This is a genomic window from Variovorax sp. CCNWLW186, from assembly GCF_037203865.1.
GTDB lineage: Bacteria > Pseudomonadota > Gammaproteobacteria > Burkholderiales > Burkholderiaceae_C > Variovorax.
The window spans coordinates 1-19,678 of sequence record NZ_JBBCBO010000022.1; the positions used below are offsets into that span (position 1 = coordinate 1).

Genomic DNA, 19,678 nt, shown 5'->3' on the forward strand with positions numbered 1-19,678 from the left:
GCACCCAGCGCACCGAACACCAGGCCGGCCGTCAGGCTGCCGCCCTGGGTCTGCGTGTAGACGATGGTCTTCGCTTCGTCGAGGTGGCGGGTGGCGTGCCGCGGCTCCTCCACGATCGCCGAATGCGCGAGCACGAATGTCGACGGTGCGCCCGTTGCGACGGGGCGATTTCTGTAGCTCGGCGGCGCCACGCAAGCTGTCAGGCCAGCCAGCGCCAGCAGCGCGAACACTCCCAGGGCGCGACGATGCGCGCGGGCCTCGAAACCGATCATGGGTTTTTCTCCTCGCTCCGTGGTCTGACAGGCCGCTCTTCGGCGGCGGGCGGATCATAGCCGCCAGATCGTGCGCAACCGTTGCCGGCCGCGCCAGCGTTCTAAGACCGCCGACCATATTCGCATCAGCGCGCATCCGAACGGTGCCGCCCGGTGCCGCCCGGTGCTCGTATCTAGCGGCCGCATGTCGGGTGTCGTACTTGGTAAACGGCGCACCAGCGCGTCTACGCAAATTCGTCTCGAGTTCGTGGGCGATCCCTCAGTGACCACGCTGTGAGCGTATCGCTTCCGGGTTTATTCCGGCTGGATCCCCGCTTCCTTCACCACCTTGCCCCACTTGGCCAGGTCGGCCTTGATTACCGCGGCGTATTCCTGCGGTGTTCCGCCTTGGATCTCGATGCCGGCAGCTTCCAGCTTGGTGCGTACGTCGGGCAACTTCAGCGCCGCATTGATTTCGGCGTTGAGCTTGGCGACGATCGCCTTGGGCGTGCCCGCGGGTGCCAGGAACCCGCCGTTCGTGTTGGCGTCGTAGCCCTTGAATCCCTGTTCGTCCGCGGTCGGCACGTCGGGTAGCGACTGCGTCCGCTTGCGCGTGGACACGGCCACCGCGCGCACATTGCCGGCCTTCACTTGCGGCTGGATGGCGCTGATGGTGTCGATGAAGAGCGCGGTGCGTCCGGCCAGCAAGTCGGGATGCGCAGCGGAGGAGCCCTTGTAGGGCACCAGCAGCATCGGTGAGCCGCTTGCCATGCGGAACATCTCGGCCGCCATCTCTTGCGCGCTGCCGCGGCCGGAGGTGGCGACCTTGGCCTCGTCCGGATGGGCCTTCATCCATGCCACGAGCTCGGGCAGCGTCTTGGCGGGGAGCTGCGGGTAAATGGCGAACACCAGCGGAACCTCGTGCGTGTAGACGATGGGCTCGAAGCTTTTCTCAGGGTCCCAGCCGAGGTTCTTGAACAGGAACTTGTTCGTGTTGTGGCTGCCGCCCACGATGCCGATGGTGTAGCCGTCGGGCGCCGATTTGGCGAGCGCATCGGTGCCGAGGTTGTTGGAGGCGCCGGGCCGGTTGTCGACGATCACCGGCTGCCCCATCGACACCGCGAGCTTGTCCCCGACCACGCGGGCAATGGTGTCGATGGCGCCGCCGGGCGGAGCGGGCACGATGATCTTGATCGCGCGGGCCGGGTAGGCGGCCTGCGCCAACGCCACGGCGGGCACTGCGGCCAGCGACGCCGAGACGGCAAGGATCTTGAACAGGGAAGCGAGCTGCATGAATGTCTCCTTATCGGGGGTCTCTTGTTGTGAAAGGCGGCTCGCGCGCTCACTCGACGGTGATCTTGCGGCTGCGGATGATCTGGGCGTAGCGGCTTCTGTCGTCGCCGATGAGCCTGGCGAACTCCTGCGGCGTGGTGGCGCGCGGCACGCCGCCCAGGCCGATGAAACGTGCCTTGACCGATTCGTCCGCGAGCACGGCGCGCACATCGGCTGCAATGCGGTCGACCACGTCCTGTGGCGTGCCCGCGGGGGCCAGCAGGCCGATCCAGGAGATCGCGTTGAAGCCCGGCGCTGCGCCTTCGGCCAGCGTGGGAACGTCGGGGAACGCGGGCACGCGCTTGTCGCCGGTGACGGCCAGTGCACGCAGCTTGCCCGCCTTGATGTGGCCGGAGGCCTCCAGCACGGTCATGAACGACAGCTGCACATGGCCGGCGAGCAGGTCGGCAATGGCCGGGCCGCCGCCGCGGTAGGGCACATGCAGGATGAAGGAGCCCGTCTGGTCCTTGAACATCTCGGCGGCCAGGTGCGGTGCGCCCCCGGCGCCCGAGCTGCTGTAGCTCATCTGGCCCGGCTTCGACTTGGCCAGCGCCACGAACTCGGCCGCGGTCTTCGCAGGCACCGACGGATGCACCATCATCGCGAGCGGCAGCTCGGCCACCAGGGACACCGGCGCGAAGGCCTTGTCGGCGTCGTAGGGCAGCTTGGCATACAGCAGGGGATTGATCGCCTGCGTGCCGATGTTGCCCAGGAGCAGCGTGTAGCCGTCCGGTTTGGCCTTGGCGACGTAGTCGGCGCCGATCTGCCCGGCGGCACCGCCCCTGTTCTCGACTATGACGGGCTGGTTCCAGCGCCGGCCCAGTTGCTCGGCAATGACGCGGCCACCGGTGTCCGTGCCGCCGCCCGGCGGGAACGGAACCACGAGCGTCACGGGGCGCAAAGGGAAGGTCTGCGCAAAGCCGGGCAGGTGCATCGCGCAGAGCGCGAGGGCGAAGGGGAGGGCGAGGGGGATCGCAAGGCGTCGAGTGAACAAGGGTGTGTCTCCTTCATTTGTTTTGAATGCGGTCGCTTTGCCGCGAGTGCAGGTGCTCGGGCGCTCAGGTGGTCAGGCTCATGGCCGGGCGCTCGCCCGAGAGGGCCTGGGCAATGCTTGCCAGCACCATCTCGCCCATGGCGGTGCGGGTCTCCCACGTGGCGCTGGCGCGGTGCGCCTGCAGCGTGGTGCGGTCTGACTGGCGCAGCGCCTGCGGCACGCGCGGTTCGTCGACGAAAACGTCCAGGCCCGCACCCGCGATGCGGCCCTCGGCCAGGGCTTGCGTCAGGTCGGCTTCGTTGACGAGGCGGCCGCGAGCCACGTTCACCAGGAAGCCGCGCGGCCCCAGTGCATCGAGCACGGCCGCATCGACAATGCCTTCGGCCTGGTCCGCGGCAGCGCACAGCACCAGCGCGTCGGATTCGCGGGCCAGGTCCGGCAAGCTCGGAATGAAGCGATGCACGACATCGTCCATCGCGCGCAGGTCGGTGTAGGCAATGGCGCAACCGAAGGCAGCCGCCCGCACGGCCACGGCGCGGCCCACGCGGCCCATCCCGACGATGCCGACGCGCATGCCGCTGAAGCGCCGCGCGAGCGGAATGGCACTGGGCTGGGGATGAAGCTCCCACTGGCCGTCCCGCACAAAACGGTCGCCCGCGCACAGGTTCCGGCACGCCGCAATGAGCAGCCCGATGGCCAGGTCGGCCACGTCTTGCGTGAGCGCGCCCAGCGTGGCCGTGACGGGCAGCGCGCGTTCGCGGCAGTACGCCAGGTCGACCGCGTCGGTGCCGACGCCGTTGATGGCCACCACCTTCAGGCTGGGCAGCTGCTCCAGCATGGCCCGCGAGATGCCTGTGTGCCCGCCAGTGATCACGGCATCGATCGCTGCGCCGTGTTGACGCAGCCAGCCCTCGGGGTCTGGCAGTTCGAAGTGCTTGTGCACGGCATAGAGCGACGCGAGCTTGTCGTTGATCGCGGGAATGAGGATCGGATTGAGTTGGAGGACTTGGGGTTTCATTTCGCTGTTCGTTTCACGCCGGCCGAAAGGGCCGGGCGTCGGACGCATGCTATTAATGGATTGATATATGCGTCAATATTGATCTATATAATCAATGTAAATTGACTCGGAACGGCACCGCGATGGCTTCCTGGATTTCGATGAACGAGGCGTGCAACCTCCTGGGTGTGCAGGCCCAGACGCTCTACGCGTACGTGAGCCGCGGCAAGCTGGAAGTCATGCCCGACCCCGCCGATACGCGGCGCCGGCTCTACCGCGCCGAAGACGTGGCTGCGTTGGCCAAGCGCAAGCAGGCCGGGCGCAAGCACGAGACGCTGGCCGCCAACACGCTGTTCGGCTCGGAGCCGAGCATTCCGACGGCGCTTTGTTCGTTCTTCCGCGGGCGGCCGTACTACAGGGGGCGCGATGCCGTGGCGCTGGCCCGCACGGCCACGCTCGAAGATGCGGCCCAGCTGTTGTGGGACGCCGGGCGCGCGGTCGATTTCTCGTGCCCGGCGCCGGTGCGCGCCGGAAAGCCGGGCCGCGATGCAGCCTTTACGGCGCTGGCAGGCCTGGCGGCCGCAGGCCATTCCACCGGGGGACGCCTCACGCGGGTGCTGCATGCCGAGGCGCAAGGCCTCGTGGGCCGGCTGGCCCATGCGTTCGGCGCCACTTCAGGCACCGAACCGCTGCATCTGCGCTTTGCGAAAGGATGGAAGCAGCCGGCCAAGGTGGCCGAATTGCTGAGAACCGCGCTGGTGCTGCTCGCCGATCACGAGCTCACCAGCTCGGCGTTTGCCGCGCGCATAGCCGCTTCGACCGGCGCATCATTGCCCGCATGCCTGCTTGCGGGATTGACCACGCTCTCCGGCCCCTTGCATGGCGATGCCTCGGGGCGCGTCCGGGCGCTGTTCAGCGAGGTGGAGCGACTGGGGGAAGACCATGTGCTGGCGCACTACCTGGCGAACGGGCTGTCGCCGGCGGGGTTCGGCCACCATCTCTATCCCGACGGCGATCCGCGCGCGGCCGCGTTGCTGGCCCTGTTCGATCCGCCGAAGGTCATCGCGCGCTTCATCGACAAGGTGACCAAGCTGACCGGGCTGCAGCCCAACATCGACGTGGCGCTGGCCGCGCTTGCGGCGCACCACCGGCTGCCGGCCGATGCGGCCTTCGGCCTGTTCGCAACGGCACGCAGCGTGGGGCTGCTGGCGCACAGCCTCGAGCAGTTGGGCGTGGGGCAAGTCATTCGCCCGCGCGGGCGCTATGTAGGCCAGATGCCCGAATCGCATGAGGGTACCTAGAGGAACAGCCAGGAGACGGACTGCGGTCCTCTGCTTGGCCAACCGACGGTAATAGGGTGTTTACGTGCCTTTGGTTATCGTAGGTTGGCGTCATGGGAAACGCTCAGAGTTCAAGCGACACGGCCGGGAGCGATCGTCGAAGCCCAAGGTTTTCCCCCTCGCGCCCGAGACCACACGCCTCTCCCCCAATCATCCGGACCTTTTTCGTCGATCCGGTGGCTTTCGTCGAGGGCTCGAGCGCTAGCGCGCCGACGTATTCTTCAAGTGCAGCTTCCGCGTGCCGTGCGAAGTCGCAAGCGGGAGGCGGGCGCGGCCGCCGCCGAGTTTTGCAAGCTCAATTCGCACGACCGCCCGCGCGAACGAGCTCGAGCACCGCATCTGCAAAAGCGCGCGGCGCTTCTTGAGGCAGGTTGTGTCCCGCTCCCGGTATCACACGGTGTGTGCGTGGCCCCGTGAACTTCGCCGCCTGCGCCGAACCGTCGGTCGGTCCATGGGCGCCATCATCGCCACCGTCCAGGGTCACCGTCCGCACCGGTATGGCGGGTAGCGACGCAAGCTTGCGATCGATCTCGGCGTAGGCCGGGTCTCCTTTGACCGCGCCGAATCGATGGCGGAACGAATGGATGGAGACGTCGACATGGTCCGGGTTGTCGAACGATGCGGCGGTGCGGGCAAAAGTCGCGTCGTCAAAGCGCCAGGTCGGTGACCATTGCTTCCAGAAAAGCCGGTTGAACTCGCGGCGGTACTTTGCGTAGCCGGCGCGTCCTTTCTCGGTCTGGAAGTAGAACTGCCACCAGAGCGGAATTTCGCTTTCGGGTTTTGCCGGAATCAATGCCGCGGCCGGGTCGGCAAACGCATAGCCGTTGCCCGACACCAACCCCGCGCACCGCTCGGGCCAGAGGGCGGCGACAGCGCTGGCGGCCTTGCCGCCCCAGTCATATCCCGCCAGCACTGCGCGCGGCAACGCCAATGCATCGAGCAGCGCCAGCAGATCCGCGCCGAACGCCGCAAACTCGCCCGAACGCAGCGTGCCTGCATTCAGGAAGCGCGTAGGGCCGAAGCCGCGCAGATAGGGGACGATCACCCGGCAGCCCGCAGCAGTCAGGATAGGGGCGACTTCCGCGTACGCCTCGATGTCGTACGGGAACCCGTGCAGCAGCACCGCCGCGGGACCATCCGCCGGACCTGCTTCGTAGTAAGCGATGTTCAGGACACCTGCATCGACGTTCTTCAAGCGTGTCTGGGCGAGGGCGGGTGACCCGATGCCCCGCGCGGATGCCACCCGGCCACCCAGCGCCAGATTCAGTCCGACGATGCCCGCACCCGCCGCGGCGCCGCGCAGCAGTCCGCGCCGCACGAAGTCCACGGGACCGTTCATGCCGGTTGGGGTTGCTGAATCCGTCATCTGAATCTTTCCGTGCGTGTTTGTGAATCCTGAAAGCCGCGTCGATCGTAGGTTCGTGCGGGGTCGCCCACTAGCCACGCGCGAGGCTGTACCGTGTTGAGCAACGGGCATCAATCGGTTCGCGGCTGCATGTACTTTTTGGCGCCAAGGTTGTCTTGCTCCGCCATCCCAACAGTGCAGCGATGCCCTAACATCCCTCCCGCCGATTCAGCAAGCACCCGAATACAAGAACCATGAAGAAGTTCATCGCCGCCGCCATCACGTTCACCACGGTGTTCGTCGCGTCGCTCGCGGCGCATGGGCAGGATGCCCCGCTGGATCCCGACACAGGCCTGCCGGCGTCGCGGCCTTTCGATTTCCCCGCGCAGGGACCGGCCGCTCCGTTCTGGGCGAAGCGTCTCACCGGCTATGTCACGACGTCCGACGGCGCCAGGCTGCGCTACAGCGTGCTCTTGCCAAAGGCATCGGGCAGGTTCCCTGTCATCTTGAGCATCAACGGCTATGACGCCGGCTCGATCGGGGGTACGCCCTATCTCCAGTACAAGACATCGATGTCGGTGGAGCTCGACAAGCGGCTCGTCGAGGCCGGATATGCGGTGATGGGCGTCAACGCCGCGGGCAGCGGATGCTCCACCGGCCCGCTCGAGTACACGCGGCCGCAACTCGGAAGGCACGGCGCCGAGGCCGTCGAATTCGCGGCCTCGCAAGCCTGGTCCGACGCCAAGGTCGGCATGGTCAACTGGTCATACGGTGGCTCTTCCCAATTGGCGACGGCGCAGCACCGGCCGCCGCATCTTCGGGCGATCGTGCCCGGCATGGTGTTGACGGACTTCCGCGATGCATTGATGCCCGGTGGCGTGCCGGCGCCCGGGTTCATCACGCCGCTGCGAGGCTCCATGCGCGCCTACTGGGAGAAGGTCGTCGCGCAGACCGCGAAGGAAGAGGGCGACGCTGCTTGCCTGGCGCAGATCCCGAAGAACCTCGCGGCCGAAGACACGAACTCCGTGATGCACCTGTTCCTGGCGCATCCCCTGCGGGACGATCACATGAAGAGCTACGACCTGGCGCCGCATGCCGACCGGGTGCAGGTTCCCGTGCTGTCGCTCGAAGCGTTCCAGGACCAGGCCATCACGCCGCGCAGCGGCTACTACCAGTCGAAGCTCGATCCGGCCAAGCTGTGGTCGGTGCAGACCAACGGCCGCCACGACATGTACCTGGCTGCGGATTTCCAGGCGATGGCGGTGCGTTTTCTCGACCGCTTCGTCAAGGGCGAGAACAACGGATTCGAACGCGATACACCGCACACCACCGTATGGATGGAGGCCGCCGAAGCAAACGCAAGCGGCAATGCGCTGGAGCGGCGCGTTTCTCCCAAGCCTCGCTGGGTCGTACAGAGGGGACCTATCCGTAGCGACGATTTGGCCGTCAAGGCGTTCCACCTGGGGGCGGGCCAGACGCTCGCCGATGCGCCTGGCTCCGGAGCCGCGGACGGCTTCGACTATCCCGGCGCGGGGGTGGCCGTCAACGACATTGCGGGACGGAGCTTCTGGGGCCCGCTGCCTGGTGACTGGAAGACCGCGGGCGTCGCCTACACATCGCCGCCGCTGGGTGAAGACTTGATGGTCTACGGGCCTGGCAGCGCCGATCTCTGGGTCACGGCCGGCGCGGGCGACGCAGACCTGCAGGTCACCGTGACCGAACTCCGGCCGGACGGGCAAGAGACCTATGTCCAGCGCGGCTGGCTGCGCTTGTCGAACCGCGCCCTGGACACCGCGCGCTCGACGCCGTTGTTGCCCGTTCGGCTCGAGCGGCCCGAGCACCCCATGCCGTTGCTGCCGGGCCGGCCGGTCCTCGCCAGAGTCGAGATCCACAAGATGGGCCATTACTTCCGCAGCGGGTCGCGGCTGCGAATCTGGATCGACACACCCGCCCAGACCGGCGGCCTGGTGTTCGATACCTTCACGCAGAAGCAGCGCATCCATGTGCTGCACAACGCGAGGTATGACTCCGCGGTGCGGCTCGGCGTGCTGAAGGACGTCAAAGGGCCGGCAAGCTACCCGGCGTGCGGCGAGACGATCCTGCAGCCGTGCCGGCCGGATCCGCTGGCCACCCGCTGAACGTCGGACAGATGCGCATGCCCTACAACCCGGCGCTTGACGGTGTTCGCGCGCTGTCCATCCTCGCGGTGGTCCTGTTCCATTGCGAACTCCCCGGTGCGCGCGGCGGCTTCGTCGGGCTCGATGTCTTCTTCGTTCTTTCAGGCTATCTCATCACTTCGCTGCTGGCGGCGGAATACCGCCATGGCAGCATCGATATCGGCCGCTTCTACGCGCGCCGGGCGTTGCGCTTGTACCCGACGCTGCTGCTCATGATCGCGGTCTACGTGGGGCTGGCCCCCATCCTCTGGCCGGCGGACGACCGCTGGCTGTCCGCCGTTCTTGCCGCACTCTACATCTACGACTATGCGCTGGCGTTCTGGGAGCTGGCCTACACCATCGGCCACACATGGTCCCTCGGCGTGGAGGAAAAGTTCTACCTGCTGTGGCCTCTCGTCCTGCCGCTGCTTCTGCGAACGCCGCGTCCTGTGGGCTGGCTGGTATTTGCGTTCGTTGCCGTGAGTGCATGGCGGTACTTCGTGGCCATGGACGGGACCTGGTCGCAGGCATATTTCCGCTTCGACACGCGAATGAGCGGCATCTTGCTAGGGGCGATTGCGGCGCTGATTCGTTTCAAGGTATCCAAGCATGCGCTCGCCATCGCGTGCATGGTGCTGCTGGTCCTCCTGGCCTTGCCTTCTCTGCCAACGAGCAACCAGACCGCAGCGGTCACGCTCCGCATCACATTGGCGGAGGTGTCGGCCTTCGTACTGATCTGCTATGCCGCAGAGCACGGAAGAGCGACCTTCCTCGCCTCGCGTCCCATGGTCTACATCGGCAGGCTGTCCTATGGCATCTATCTCTGGCACTTCCCGTTGGCGCTGCTGTTACGCGATACGCAGCCGCTGTGGATCACGCTGAGCGCGACCCTTGCGTTCTCGTTCACGATGGCGGCAATCTGCCTGCATCTGGTGGACATGCCGCTGAAGAGGTGGCGCCAGAAAGCATGGCCGGAGGTCCGCAGCACCGCGTGATCGCGCGGCATTGGTGCCGAAACTGAACCAGCGCGCGTCATCGTGCGGACCTACCGAAATGGGGGCGCTCTACCTACGATGAAAGTCTTCGAGCTTCCATCGCAAGGAACGGCGCAACGAATGAACGCTGCCGGTGCGCCAGGCCGATATGCCGGCACTTGCGCTGATGCTCTTGTCGCTTGTCGCACCCCAGCCCAAGGAGCCTCTCATGCCTTCGTCTCGCAACCCCGTTGCACATCGAGGAGCAGGGCGATGAGGCTAACGCGATACGGCAAGTGGCCGGTCTCCAGGGAAACCGTGCTTCAGTGGCCCGATCTCGCCAACGCGAAGGGATTTCTCCCTCCGCGCGCGGTGGCTCAGGCCTGACAACCAACGCCAGCGACGCAGATGCGGTGCGGCCTTTCAGGTCAGCGCCATACCGCCATCGACCTTCAGGTTGACGCCCGTGACGAACACGCTGTCGTCGCTCGCCAGGAACAGCGCTGCTTGCGCCAGATCATTCGGCTGGCCCAAGCGACCCAGCGGGATCGCTGCAGCCATGCTCTTGTCGAAATCAGGCCGTGCGGATTCCGTGATGCCCAGCTTTGCGAGGATTGGCGTGTCCACTGGGCCGGGACTCAGCACGTTGACCCGGATGCGGCGGTCCTTCAGCTCGAGTGCCCAGTTGCGAGCAAAGGCCTCGATGGCGGCCTTGCTGCCCGCGTAAACAGCGTGGTTGTCCATCACCTTGCTGCCGGCGATCGAACTTGTGAGGATGACCGATCCGCCATCGCGCATGAGCGCCAGTGCCCGGGTCACGCCGAAGAACACCGCACGTGTGTTGGTGGCGAACTGCAGGTCGTAGTTACCCACGGTAACGGCAGGAGACGGCTCGAGAATGGCCGTTCCCGCGTTCGCTACATAAATGTCGATGGCGCCGAACCGTGTCTTCACCGCAGCGACCAGGCGGTCGTGCATTGCCAGGTCGGCCACGTCGCCGACGAAGCCCATCGCGTCGGGGCCGATGGTTGCCAACGCAGTATCCACCGCGTCCTGTCGACGCCCCACGATGACGACGCGGGCACCTTCCGCCGCGAAAGCCTGTGCGCAGGCCAGGCCAATGCCGCTGTTGCCGCCGGTGATCACGGCCACTTTGCCTGAGAGTTTTTGCATGTTTCTTTTCCTTGTTCAACGCGAGAGAGAAGTCTTCAATCTAGGTCGCCCACGTGCATCCAGGGCCTCTGCCACACCCGCCCCATACGCCGGATCCGCCTTTGCGCAGTTCTCGATGTGGCGGCGCTTGATGAACTCCGGCGCATCGCCCATGGCGCGCGCGGTGTTGTCGAATAGAACCTGCTGCTGCGCCGGCGTCATCAGCCGGAACAGATCGCCGGGCTGTTTGAAGTAGTCCGCGTCGTCTTCGCGGAAGTTCCAGAAGTCCGCATCACCGCGGAGCCTGAGCGGCGGCTCACGGTAGCCGGGCTGCTCCTGCCATTGGCCGAAGCTGTTGGGCTCGTAGTGCGGCGTGCCGCCGTAGTTGCCATCTACGCGCATCGCGCCGTCGCGGTGGTTGCTGTGCACCGGGCAGCGCGCGGCGTTCACCGGGATCTGGTGGTGGTTCACGCCCAGGCGGTAGCGCTGCGCATCCGAATACGCGAACATGCGTGCCTGCAGCATTTTGTCGGGCGACACGCCGATGCCGGGCACCAGGTTGTTGGGCGCGAACGCGCTCTGCTCCACATCGGCAAAGAAGTTTCCGGGGTTTCGGTTGAGCTCCATCACGCCCACTTCGATCAGCGGGTAGTCCTTCTTGGGCCAGACCTTGGTCAGGTCGAAGGGGTGGTAGGGCAGCGCCTCGGCCTCGGCCTCTGGCATCACCTGAACGTACAGCGTCCATCTGGGGAAGTCGCCTCGCTCGACCGCCTCGAACAGGTCACGCTGGTGGCTTTCGCGGTCGCTGCCCACAATGGCCGCGGCCTCGGCATCCGTGAGGTTCCTGATGCCCTGCTGCGTCTTGAAGTGGAACTTGACCCAGAAGCGCTCGTCCTGTGCATTGACGAAGCTGTAGGTGTGCGAGCCGAAGCCGTGCATGTGGCGATAGCTGGCCGGAATGCCGCGGTCGCTCATCACAATGGTGACCTGGTGCAGCGCCTCGGGCAGCAGCGTCCAGAAGTCCCAATTGTTGGTGGCGCTGCGCAGGTTGGTGCGGGGGTCGCGCTTGACCGCCTTGTTGAGGTCAGGGAATTTGCGCGGATCTCGCACGAAGAAGACCGGCGTGTTGTTGCCCACCAGGTCCCAGTTGCCTTCTTCCGTATAGAACTTGAGCGCGAAGCCGCGGATGTCGCGTTCGGCATCGGCCGCGCCGCGTTCGCCCGCCACCGTGGTGAAGCGCGCGAACATCTCGGTCTTCTTGCCCACGGCACTGAAGAGCTTGGCGCGCGTGAACCGGCTGATGTCATGCGTGACGGTGAAGGTGCCAAAAGCGCCGGAGCCCTTGGCGTGCATGCGGCGCTCCGGAATGATCTCGCGGTTCAGGTTGGCGAGCTTTTCGATCAGCCATACGTCCTGCATCAGCAGCGGACCGCGCGGGCCGGCCGTCAGGCTGTTCTGGTTGTCGGGCACGGGAGCGCCGAAGGCTGTGGTCAGCGGCGTCTTGCGGGGGGTGTCGGATGAGTCGCTCATAAAAGGCCTTTTTCAGCGCAGGGGAGAGGCGCCGACGGAGCGTGGCGCAGGTGTGGGGATTTCTAGGCCGCCAGTGCCACGACGCTGGTGATGCCGTTGCGCGCCATCTTTGCGTAGGGGCAGAACCGTTCCGTGCTCCGCACCAGCTCTTCGGCCACGCTTTTTTCGACATCGGGCAAATGAATCCGTACATCGGCCGTGAGCATGAAAAGCCCGTCGACCGGATCGCGCCCGAAAGCGACGGACATCTGAACGTTGGCATCGTGAACCGGAATCTTCTTTTTCGCCGCCAGCAGGTTCAACGCCCCATGGAAGCACGCGGCATAGGCCGCTGCGAACAGCTGCTCCGGGTTGGTGCCGCCACCGCCGCCGCCGAGGGCGGCGGGGAGCCGCAGCTGCACGTTCAGGTTGCCGTCATCGGAGCGCGCCACGCCCGAGGCCCGTCCGTGTTCTGCTTCGCCGCCGCTCACCGTGACGACGGTCGAATAGATCGGTTCGAATTCTTGCCCCTTGTACTTGTCGAGCAGCGCAAGGGATGGCGGCTGCAATGGGCTTGGCTGCGCGGCTTCGGCCGCGGAGGCGGTGGCTGTATCTCTTTGCGTGGGCATTCCAGGCTTCCGCTCGATGGTGGGAATACGGTGCGTTCAGGCGGCCGAAGCTTCGAGTTCGAAGGCGGCGCTGATGATCAGGCCGAGTTCGTCGCCGATCATCGGGAGCGCAGCGGTAACTCCATACTCGCTACGGCGGATGCGGCCCCGAATATCAAAGCCGATCGTGTAGACCTGTTTGGCCGGGTTCATGCCAGCGCCGACGAAGCTCACGTCGAAAGTGACATCGCGCGTCACGCCGTGCAAGGCCAGTGTGCCGCTCACCTGAAACGAATTCGCGGCAAGGGAAAGGGGCGCAGCGAAGTCGAAGGTGATCAACGGAAACCGCTCGCCGTCCAGCCAGCCGGGGCTTTTGAGTTCGTCATCCAGGACCCGGCTCGTCGTTTTCACGTTCGCGACCGGTACAGACACCGCGAGTCGCGCGGGGCTTTCGTTTGCTGAAAGTGGAATGTCGAGCGTGCCGCCAGGCATGGTGAACTCGCCGTAGTAGGTCGAGATGCCGAAGTGCGACACGCTGAACAGCACATGCGAATGCACAGGGTCGATGACGTAGCGGCCACGGCTGACGTCGGCCAGGTTCGACGAAGCGAGGGTGGAAAGTTGGGAGGTGTCGGGCATGGAGTCACCAGGATCGAGAGAGCGGTCTTCGGGCGTAAGCCCCCCGCCGCATCAGGGTGCGGCCGGGGGCGGGCGTCGTGTCAGCGTGCCGGCTTGGGCAGTGCGAACCAGGCCTCGAAGCTGAGGGCGCCGATGCGCGGATTGGCGCCCGGCACCAGCGTGTCGTCCTTCAGCTCCGCGCCGAAATAGCGTGCGTGCACGTCCTGGACGACCTTGCGCGGATCGTTGGTCTTGGCAAGAAAACGCTGCACGAGATCGGAGAGGCGAACGCGCTCGGGTCCGGCAATTTCGACCACGCCGTTCACCGGGTTGCCCAGGGTGTAGTCCGCCACGGCGGCTGCGACATCGTCCGATGCGATCGGCTGTACGAAGGCCGGCGAAAGGTGCACGGTGTCACCGTCGGTGCCCGATTGCGCAATGCCGCCGAGGAACTCGAAGAACTGCGTCGAATGGACAATGGTGTACGGAATCTTCGATTCTCGGATCAGCTTTTCCTGCGCGATTTTGCCGCGGAAGTAGCCGCTCTCGGAAAGGCGGTCGGTGCCGACCACCGACAGTGCCACGTGGTGCTTCACGCCGGCCACGGCTTCCGCCGCCAACAGGTTGCGCCCCGAGGTCTCGAAGAACTCGAGCACGGCCTTGTCCTCGAACGAGGGCGAGTTGGCCACGTCCAGCACCACCTGCGTACCCTGGAGGGCTTCGGCCAGGCCTTCGCCGGTGATGGTGTTGACGCCCGAGGCGGGCGATGCGGCAACGACCTCGTGGTCGGCGTCGCGCAGCTTGCTGACGACCTTCGAGCCAATGAGGCCCGAGCCGCCGATGACAACGATCTTCATGATGATTTTTTCCTTGTGGCCCGCGAGGGGCCGTGTGGATGACGGATGGCGGTTTGTGCAGCGTGGGTCAGGCGAGCTTGGCCTTGTCCAAACCGAAGACCTTGTCGGAGCTGCCGGGCACGCTCTTGAAAGCAATGTTCAGCCGGCTCCATGCATTGGTCGACATGACGAGGAACGTGAGGTCGGAGATTTCCTTTTCCGACAGCTGCGTGCGCACGCGCTCGTAGATATCGTCGGGCACGCCTTGCTCGGGCAGCTTGGTCAGCGCTTCGGTCCAGGCCAGTGCCGCGCGCTCGCGCGGAATGAACAGCGTCGACTCGCGCCATGCGGCCAGGTGGTACAGGCGCAGTTCTCGCTCACCCTGGATCTTGGCCTGCTTGACGTGCATGTCCAGGCAGAAGGTGCAGCCATTGAGCTGCGCCGTGCGGATCGACACGAGGTTGCGGATCGGCTCTTCGATCGCGCCTTCCTTGATGGCGTTGAGGAACTCGACGAACTTCTTGAAGAGTTCGGGCGATTGCTCGACATAGTTGACACGCTGGGTCATGACTAGCTCCTGGAATGGGTGGCGGATGCCTGGACTCAGAATCGGCTGAGTCGTCCGTTTGCGAAGATCGCGTAGACAGGACGTAGCGTAGATTTGGGGAGTCGACCGCGGTAGCCATGCACAAGGCTTCACGGTGTTGCCCAACGCGCACCAATCGAATCGGGACTCGGCATGTTTCCGAAATGGCACCAGTCGAAAGTGAAAACCGGCGAAGCCGCGTCCTAGAATTTTTTTGGCCGCCGGCGGCAACGCGGTGCCATCCCATTCACTTTCGGAAAGCCAATCCCATGTTCAAGCACATCACCGTCATGACCGCCGCCTTCCTGGCCGCGACCAGCGTCTTCGCACAATCGGCGGAGAACCAGGCCATCACCGACAGCAAGCCTCAGGTGCGAGCAGAGGCCAAGGTGGCGGCGAAATCGCAGGGCGAGGTTGCCGCCCCCTCGGGCGATACGGTCAAGACCGCCGAGGGCGGCGCGATCGGAACCGACACGGCCGCTGTTGCCGGTGAAAAACGCCACCAGACGCGCGACGCGCGCAAGCCAAATCGCCGCAAGCCCGTTCCCGGCGGCACGCCCAACTGAGCAGCGAGCTCTCAAGGTCCATCGCACGAAGCCCGCCGCTCTGGCGGGCTTCGTCGCATGGAGCCACTGCAGGCGTCAGCCGCCGCCGGGCGCCGCAAGCGCACGGCCACGGACCAGGCCCTCGATCACGCGCAGCACATCGGCCGGCTCAGCGCGCTTTCGGATGTCTTCTTCGATGTGGGCGAAACGAATGCGGCCTTCCTCGTCTATCACATAGGTCGCCGGAACCGGCAACACCCACAGCCCGTTACCGTTCAGGACGGGAATGTCGGTGCCCACCGAACCGTAGAAGCTCACGAGCTCGGGAGGAAGCGTGAAGGCCAGTTCGAAGCCGTTGGCTGCTTCGAGATTGGAGTCGCTGAGCACTGTGAAACTCAATTGGTTGTCCTCGGCCGTGCGCATCGAGCGGTCGGGCGTCTGCGGCGAGATCGCCAGGAGCGTGGCACCGAGCCGTGCCAGGTCATCCGCTCGCTGGTGCCAGGCTCGCAACTGGAGGCTGCAATAGCCGCACCAGCCGCCACGGTAGAAGACCAGCACGAGCGGTCCCTTGCGCCACACGTCCGACAGACGAACCGGCTGGCCGAGACCGTCCGGCAACGTCGCGTCGGGCGCGAGGTCACCCACGCGCTTGGCCCGGGCAGCGATGCCTGTGGCATCGAACACCGCATCGGCGGCGTCGTTATGGTCAAAAGGGGAAAGTTGCGGGCTCATGGCAGGGCTTCGAAAAGTAGGGGGGCGATCGTCTGGTGCACGCCGCTGCGTCGCATCCGGGTCTCAAACGAGCGTCTTGTCGACATAGCACCACCGCCAGGATTCGCCGGGCTCCGCAGACTGCACGACCGGATGGCCGGTCTCGTGGAAGTGGCCGGTCGCGTGCTTTCCCTGCGACGAGTCGCAACATCCGACGTGGCCGCAGGTGAGGCACAGGCGCAGGTGAACCCAGCGGCCGCCGGACCGCAGGCATTCCTCGCAACCATTGGTGTTCGGCGTGACCGGGCGGACCTGGTCCAGGTGCGTGCAGCCGGCCGTCATACGCGCACCTGTGCGTGGGACAGTGACAGTGAAAGCGAGGGCATGGGAATTTTCATGGCATGGGTTCCTTGGCGTCCGCCAGCGGCGAACAGGTCGATCTACATGGCTTCATAGGTGGGACCGTCGCCGCCTTCGGGGGCGATCCACACAATGTTCTGGGTCGGGTCCTTGATGTCGCAGGTCTTGCAATGGATGCAGTTTTGCCCATTGATCTGCAGCTTGTCTTCGCCCTTGTCGTTGCGGAGGAACTCGTACACGCCGGCGGGGCAGTAGCGGCTTTCAGGGCCCGCGTAGACCCGCAGGTTGACGTCGACCGGCACCGCCGCATCGTGCAGCGTCAGGTGCACCGGCTGGTCTTCCGCGTGGTGCGTGTTGCTCAGGTAGACCGAGCTCAGACGGTCGAAGCTGCAAACGCCGTCCGGCTTCGGATAGGCGATGGGCTCGCAGCGGTCCGCGGGCTGCAGGCTCGCATGGTCAGGGCGCGTGTTGTGCAGTGTCCAGGGCGGCGCGGCGATGCCCAGCTTGGGCATCAGCCATTGCTCGACGCCAGTCATGAGCGTGCCGGCAAGCGAGCCCTTCTTGAACCACAACTTGAAATTGCGGGATTGGTGTAGCTCCGTGTGCAGCCAGCTGGCCTCGAAGGCGCGCGGATAGTCCGTGAGCTCGTCGCCCGAACGCCCTGCATGCAGCGCCGCGCAGGCGGCTTCGGCGGCCAGCATGCCGGTCTTGATGGCCGCATGGCTGCCCTTGATGCGCGCGGTGTTCAGGTAGCCCGCCTCGCACCCGACCAGGGCCCCGCCTGGGAACACAGTGCGCGGCAAGCTCTGCGGCAAGCCGTTGTTGATGGCCCGTGCACCGTAGCCAATGCGCTTGCCGCCATCGAGATGCCTGCGAATCGCGGGATGCGTTTTCCAGCGCTGGAACTCTTCGAACGGACTCAGCCAGGGATTGCGGTAGTCGAGCCCGACGACAAAGCCCAGCGCCACCTGGTCGCCATCGAGGTGATAGAGAAAGCCGCCGCCGAACGTCTCGCGGTCCATGGGCCAGCCCGCGGTGTGCACGACCAAGCCCGGTTCCGCCCGCGAGGGGTCGACGCTCCACAGCTCCTTGAGGCCGATGGCATAGCTGGCCGCATCTCGCCCGGCGTCGAGCCCGAACCTCGCGATCAGTTGCCGCCCGAGCTGCCCGCGCGCGCCCTCGGCAAAAACCGTGTATTTGCCGCGAAGCTCGACACCGGGCTGGAACGCGGCCGTCGGCTTGCCGTTGCGGCCCACACCCACGTTGCCGGTGGCCACGCCCGAGACGCGTCCTTGCGGGTCGTAGAGGATCTCGGTCGCGGCAAAGCCCGCGAAGATCTCGACGCCAAGACTCTCCGCATGCGCGCCCAGCCACTTGACCAGCAGGCCGAGGCGCACGACGTAGTTGCCTTTGTTGCGAAAGCACTGCGGTACTAGAAAGCCGGGGGTTCGCATCGCGCGCTGCTTGCCGAGAAACAGGAATTCATCCCGCGTGACGGGTTGGCTCAAGGGTGCCCCCAGCGTGCGCCAGTCAGGCAGCAGTTCGTCGATGGCGCGAGGGTCCATGACTGCACCTGAGAGCGTGTGGGCGCCGGACTCGCTGCCTTTTTCGAGCACCGCGACCGAGAGGTTCGCATCGATCTGCTTGATCCGGATGGCCGCCGCCAGTCCAGCGGGGCCCGCGCCAACGATGACGACGTCGTAGTCCATCGACTCGCGCGGCACGGGGAAGGGCGGCGTGGCTTGGGCGGGGGCAACGCTCATGGGCGACGGCGCCTAAAGATCGATCCGGATCGCGCCGTTGCTGACATAGCGCGAGAAGTTCTGGAACGGAATGGCCGCCTGTGCGCGATAGTTCTCGTCTTTCCAGCTGAATACCGTGTCCATACGGGAGACTTCTATCTCCACGAGACCGCGGCGCACTTCGAGCTCGGCGCCGTCGCCTTCGCTGTATTCCACCGTCCCGACCACTTCGGCGTGCAACGTGGTGGCCAGGTTGTCGCGGATTCGTTCGTTCAGGCGCATCAACTGATCGGAGACGCTGTGCGCGGGCTCGGTACGCGGCGCCAGGTCTTCCTCCATCACGAGAGCCGCATGCACGCCTTCGTCGGCATGCATGCGGCGAACGAAGGCCGTCAGGTGGTCGAAGCCGTGCAGGCCGACCTTCGTTCCGATGGCCCAGCGCAGCATCACAAAGAGGTAGGCATCGGCGATGGAACGCTGCCCCGTGAGCCATTCGCGCCCTTCGAGCTGGGCATTCAGCCGCCCGAGGTACTCGCGCACGTGGCCGCGCGCAATGGCCGCAAGTTGCGCCGCCAGCCCGTCGTCCGGCAGGTAGCGTTCGGGAAAGAAGATTGGCCTGAACGCCTTGTGCACATCGGAGTTCAGGAAGCCGAGCCAGCGCATCACCTCGGCCCGCGAGCGCGGCGAGCCGTCACCCACCAATTGCAGATGCGGATGCAGATCGGCGAGGTAACCGAGGATGGCGACGTTCTCGGTCAGCGTGAAGTCGCCGTGCACCAGCAGCGGCACCACGCCGGTCGGGTTGAGCGCCAGGTACTCCGGCGCCTTGATGCTGAGGCGGTCCATGCGGACAGCCTCATACGGCTGACGGGACCACTCGAGCACGATGTGGTCGGCCAGTGCGCTGGCACCGGGCATGTAGAAGAGTTTCATCGCAGGAGTCCTGTGTGCTTGTGCCGCCTTCCTGTTGCAGGAGGCAAGAGATGCCTTCCACCCGCCGCGTCGCCGTGTTGCTGGTCGGATTTACGCGGGGACACCGCGCCGACGTGAGTCTGTCCCGTGCACGAACGGGTGGAAAGTGCACGCCTCATTACAGCCGCCTCGGCGATCTGACACCCGTCATCTTCGTTGTGGCGGGTGGAATGCAACCGTGGGTTATTTCACTGGAATGAAGAACTCGGCACCCTTGTTCTTCACGAGCATGACCACGAACTTCGCGGGCTTGGTCTTGCTCGCGTTGCGGCCGACGGTGTGAATGTCATCGGGGCCTTCATAGAAGGTGTCGCCGGCCTTGAGAGTCACTTCCTTGCCGCCTTTCACGCCCATCACGATCGAGCCTTCGAGCACGTAGACGTAGCTGTGGGCGTCGTGGCGATGCACGGGGTCGGCGGCGCCCGGCGGATAGTCCACCGTGATCATCAGCACTTCCTTGCCGGGGATGTCCTTCATCTCCTGGGTCAAGAGCGGCGTCACCTTCGCGTCTTTGGGGGTGCCGTGCGCGGCGGCGTGTTGCGTCATCGCTGCGCTTGCGGCGAACAACAGCGCCAGCCCGGTATTTCGTGCAGTCTTGATCATGGTCTTGCCTTCGTTGATGTGATGGATGAATCGTAGGAGGGGGCGGC

Annotated in this window: 19 protein-coding genes and 1 pseudogene; 4 read left to right on the top strand and 16 right to left on the bottom strand. The window is 65.5% G+C overall.

All coding sequences use genetic code 11. The features are described from left to right. The 4 genes and pseudogenes from V9K97_RS21700 to V9K97_RS21715 form a co-directional block, all read right to left on the bottom strand. Positions 1–272, bottom strand: a pseudogene (locus tag V9K97_RS21700) (hypothetical protein); the annotation flags it as partial. Between the two features lie 294 nt (positions 273–566). After that, on the bottom strand, positions 567–1,544 hold the full coding sequence (locus tag V9K97_RS21705) for a Bug family tripartite tricarboxylate transporter substrate binding protein (protein WP_337320593.1): 978 nt from the start codon (positions 1,542–1,544) through the stop codon (positions 567–569). Positions 1,545–1,593: 49 nt separating this feature from the next. Then, positions 1,594–2,577, bottom strand: coding sequence for a Bug family tripartite tricarboxylate transporter substrate binding protein (locus tag V9K97_RS21710; RefSeq protein ID WP_443303922.1), 984 nt, complete (start codon positions 2,575–2,577; stop codon positions 1,594–1,596). A 64-nt stretch (positions 2,578–2,641) separates the two neighbouring features. Then, positions 2,642–3,595: a 2-hydroxyacid dehydrogenase gene (locus V9K97_RS21715; RefSeq protein WP_337320595.1), complete on the bottom strand. Its 954-nt coding sequence runs from the start codon at positions 3,593–3,595 to the stop codon at positions 2,642–2,644. Positions 3,596–3,717: 122 nt separating this feature from the next. Between V9K97_RS21715 and V9K97_RS21720 the strand changes: the two genes are divergently transcribed. Next, positions 3,718–4,875: a citrate synthase family protein gene (locus V9K97_RS21720; protein ID WP_337320597.1), complete on the top strand. Its 1,158-nt coding sequence runs from the start codon at positions 3,718–3,720 to the stop codon at positions 4,873–4,875. Between the two features lie 334 nt (positions 4,876–5,209). On the opposite strand, the gene V9K97_RS21725 is transcribed toward V9K97_RS21720, so the two are convergent. Next, positions 5,210–6,280 (bottom strand): alpha/beta fold hydrolase, encoded by a 1,071-nt coding sequence (locus tag V9K97_RS21725; RefSeq protein WP_337320599.1) that lies wholly within the window; start codon positions 6,278–6,280, stop codon positions 5,210–5,212. A 233-nt stretch (positions 6,281–6,513) separates the two neighbouring features. Between V9K97_RS21725 and V9K97_RS21730 the strand changes: the two genes are divergently transcribed. Continuing rightward, complete coding sequence (locus tag V9K97_RS21730) at positions 6,514–8,397, top strand: CocE/NonD family hydrolase (protein ID WP_337320601.1); 1,884 nt, start codon at positions 6,514–6,516, stop codon at positions 8,395–8,397. Between the two features lie 17 nt (positions 8,398–8,414). Then, a complete protein-coding gene (locus V9K97_RS21735) occupies positions 8,415–9,410 on the top strand; it encodes an acyltransferase family protein (RefSeq protein WP_337320603.1) in 996 nt (331 codons plus the stop codon). A gap of 402 nt (positions 9,411–9,812) precedes the next feature. On the opposite strand, the gene V9K97_RS21740 is transcribed toward V9K97_RS21735, so the two are convergent. The 6 genes from V9K97_RS21740 to V9K97_RS21765 form a co-directional block, all read right to left on the bottom strand. Continuing rightward, positions 9,813–10,562 carry an SDR family NAD(P)-dependent oxidoreductase gene (locus tag V9K97_RS21740; protein ID WP_337320605.1) on the bottom strand — a complete coding sequence of 250 codons (750 nt, stop codon included), beginning with the start codon at positions 10,560–10,562 and terminating at the stop codon, positions 9,813–9,815. Positions 10,563–10,577: 15 nt separating this feature from the next. Further along, complete coding sequence (locus V9K97_RS21745; protein ID WP_337320607.1) at positions 10,578–12,071, bottom strand: catalase; 1,494 nt, start codon at positions 12,069–12,071, stop codon at positions 10,578–10,580. 62 nt (positions 12,072–12,133) lie between these two features. Next, complete coding sequence (locus V9K97_RS21750; RefSeq protein WP_337320609.1) at positions 12,134–12,679, bottom strand: Ohr family peroxiredoxin; 546 nt, start codon at positions 12,677–12,679, stop codon at positions 12,134–12,136. 36 nt (positions 12,680–12,715) lie between these two features. Continuing rightward, a complete protein-coding gene (locus tag V9K97_RS21755; protein WP_337320611.1) occupies positions 12,716–13,297 on the bottom strand; it encodes a YceI family protein in 582 nt (193 codons plus the stop codon). A gap of 80 nt (positions 13,298–13,377) precedes the next feature. Beyond that, the gene (locus V9K97_RS21760) at positions 13,378–14,133 is read right to left on the bottom strand and encodes an SDR family oxidoreductase (protein ID WP_337320613.1); all 756 of its coding nucleotides are present in this window, start codon (positions 14,131–14,133) and stop codon (positions 13,378–13,380) included. 67 nt (positions 14,134–14,200) lie between these two features. Continuing rightward, positions 14,201–14,680 (bottom strand): carboxymuconolactone decarboxylase family protein, encoded by a 480-nt coding sequence (locus tag V9K97_RS21765; protein ID WP_145747635.1) that lies wholly within the window; start codon positions 14,678–14,680, stop codon positions 14,201–14,203. A gap of 287 nt (positions 14,681–14,967) precedes the next feature. On the opposite strand from V9K97_RS21765, the gene V9K97_RS21770 reads away from it, so the two are divergent. Further along, the gene (locus tag V9K97_RS21770; protein ID WP_337320617.1) at positions 14,968–15,264 is read left to right on the top strand and encodes a hypothetical protein; all 297 of its coding nucleotides are present in this window, start codon (positions 14,968–14,970) and stop codon (positions 15,262–15,264) included. A gap of 75 nt (positions 15,265–15,339) precedes the next feature. Here the strand turns inward: V9K97_RS21770 and V9K97_RS21775 are convergent, their stop codons facing one another. The 5 genes from V9K97_RS21775 to V9K97_RS21795 form a co-directional block, all read right to left on the bottom strand. Next, complete coding sequence (locus V9K97_RS21775) at positions 15,340–15,975, bottom strand: peroxiredoxin-like family protein (protein WP_337320619.1); 636 nt, start codon at positions 15,973–15,975, stop codon at positions 15,340–15,342. Positions 15,976–16,038: 63 nt separating this feature from the next. Further along, positions 16,039–16,296, bottom strand: coding sequence for a ubiquitin carboxyl-terminal hydrolase 14 (locus V9K97_RS21780; protein ID WP_337320621.1), 258 nt, complete (start codon positions 16,294–16,296; stop codon positions 16,039–16,041). A gap of 98 nt (positions 16,297–16,394) precedes the next feature. Then, positions 16,395–18,077, bottom strand: coding sequence for an electron transfer flavoprotein-ubiquinone oxidoreductase (locus V9K97_RS21785; RefSeq protein ID WP_337320623.1), 1,683 nt, complete (start codon positions 18,075–18,077; stop codon positions 16,395–16,397). Between the two features lie 12 nt (positions 18,078–18,089). Beyond that, positions 18,090–18,989: a glutathione S-transferase family protein gene (locus V9K97_RS21790; protein WP_337320625.1), complete on the bottom strand. Its 900-nt coding sequence runs from the start codon at positions 18,987–18,989 to the stop codon at positions 18,090–18,092. 222 nt (positions 18,990–19,211) lie between these two features. After that, positions 19,212–19,631 carry a cupin domain-containing protein gene (locus V9K97_RS21795; protein ID WP_337320627.1) on the bottom strand — a complete coding sequence of 140 codons (420 nt, stop codon included), beginning with the start codon at positions 19,629–19,631 and terminating at the stop codon, positions 19,212–19,214. Positions 19,632–19,678: the final 47 nt, after the last annotated feature.

What these genes read in the sequence shown, in the direction of transcription:
- V9K97_RS21790 (WP_337320625.1), bottom strand. Translation starts at nt 18,989, where the DNA reads ATGAAACTCTTCTACATGCCCGGTGCCAGCGCACTGGCCGACCACATC.
- V9K97_RS21740 (WP_337320605.1), bottom strand. Translation starts at nt 10,562, where the DNA reads ATGCAAAAACTCTCAGGCAAAGTGGCCGTGATCACCGGCGGCAACAGC.
- V9K97_RS21755 (WP_337320611.1), bottom strand. Translation starts at nt 13,297, where the DNA reads ATGCCCGACACCTCCCAACTTTCCACCCTCGCTTCGTCGAACCTGGCC.
- V9K97_RS21735 (WP_337320603.1), top strand. Translation starts at nt 8,415, where the DNA reads ATGCCCTACAACCCGGCGCTTGACGGTGTTCGCGCGCTGTCCATCCTC.
- V9K97_RS21720 (WP_337320597.1), top strand. Translation starts at nt 3,718, where the DNA reads ATGGCTTCCTGGATTTCGATGAACGAGGCGTGCAACCTCCTGGGTGTG.
- V9K97_RS21775 (WP_337320619.1), bottom strand. Translation starts at nt 15,975, where the DNA reads ATGAGCCCGCAACTTTCCCCTTTTGACCATAACGACGCCGCCGATGCG.
- V9K97_RS21770 (WP_337320617.1), top strand. Translation starts at nt 14,968, where the DNA reads ATGTTCAAGCACATCACCGTCATGACCGCCGCCTTCCTGGCCGCGACC.
- V9K97_RS21760 (WP_337320613.1), bottom strand. Translation starts at nt 14,133, where the DNA reads ATGAAGATCGTTGTCATCGGCGGCTCGGGCCTCATTGGCTCGAAGGTC.
- V9K97_RS21750 (WP_337320609.1), bottom strand. Translation starts at nt 12,679, where the DNA reads ATGCCCACGCAAAGAGATACAGCCACCGCCTCCGCGGCCGAAGCCGCG.
- V9K97_RS21780 (WP_337320621.1), bottom strand. Translation starts at nt 16,296, where the DNA reads ATGACGGCCGGCTGCACGCACCTGGACCAGGTCCGCCCGGTCACGCCG.
- V9K97_RS21705 (WP_337320593.1), bottom strand. Translation starts at nt 1,544, where the DNA reads ATGCAGCTCGCTTCCCTGTTCAAGATCCTTGCCGTCTCGGCGTCGCTG.
- V9K97_RS21795 (WP_337320627.1), bottom strand. Translation starts at nt 19,631, where the DNA reads ATGATCAAGACTGCACGAAATACCGGGCTGGCGCTGTTGTTCGCCGCA.
- V9K97_RS21725 (WP_337320599.1), bottom strand. Translation starts at nt 6,280, where the DNA reads ATGACGGATTCAGCAACCCCAACCGGCATGAACGGTCCCGTGGACTTC.
- V9K97_RS21715 (WP_337320595.1), bottom strand. Translation starts at nt 3,595, where the DNA reads ATGAAACCCCAAGTCCTCCAACTCAATCCGATCCTCATTCCCGCGATC.
- V9K97_RS21730 (WP_337320601.1), top strand. Translation starts at nt 6,514, where the DNA reads ATGAAGAAGTTCATCGCCGCCGCCATCACGTTCACCACGGTGTTCGTC.
- V9K97_RS21745 (WP_337320607.1), bottom strand. Translation starts at nt 12,071, where the DNA reads ATGAGCGACTCATCCGACACCCCCCGCAAGACGCCGCTGACCACAGCC.
- V9K97_RS21785 (WP_337320623.1), bottom strand. Translation starts at nt 18,077, where the DNA reads ATGAGCGTTGCCCCCGCCCAAGCCACGCCGCCCTTCCCCGTGCCGCGC.
- V9K97_RS21765 (WP_145747635.1), bottom strand. Translation starts at nt 14,680, where the DNA reads ATGACCCAGCGTGTCAACTATGTCGAGCAATCGCCCGAACTCTTCAAG.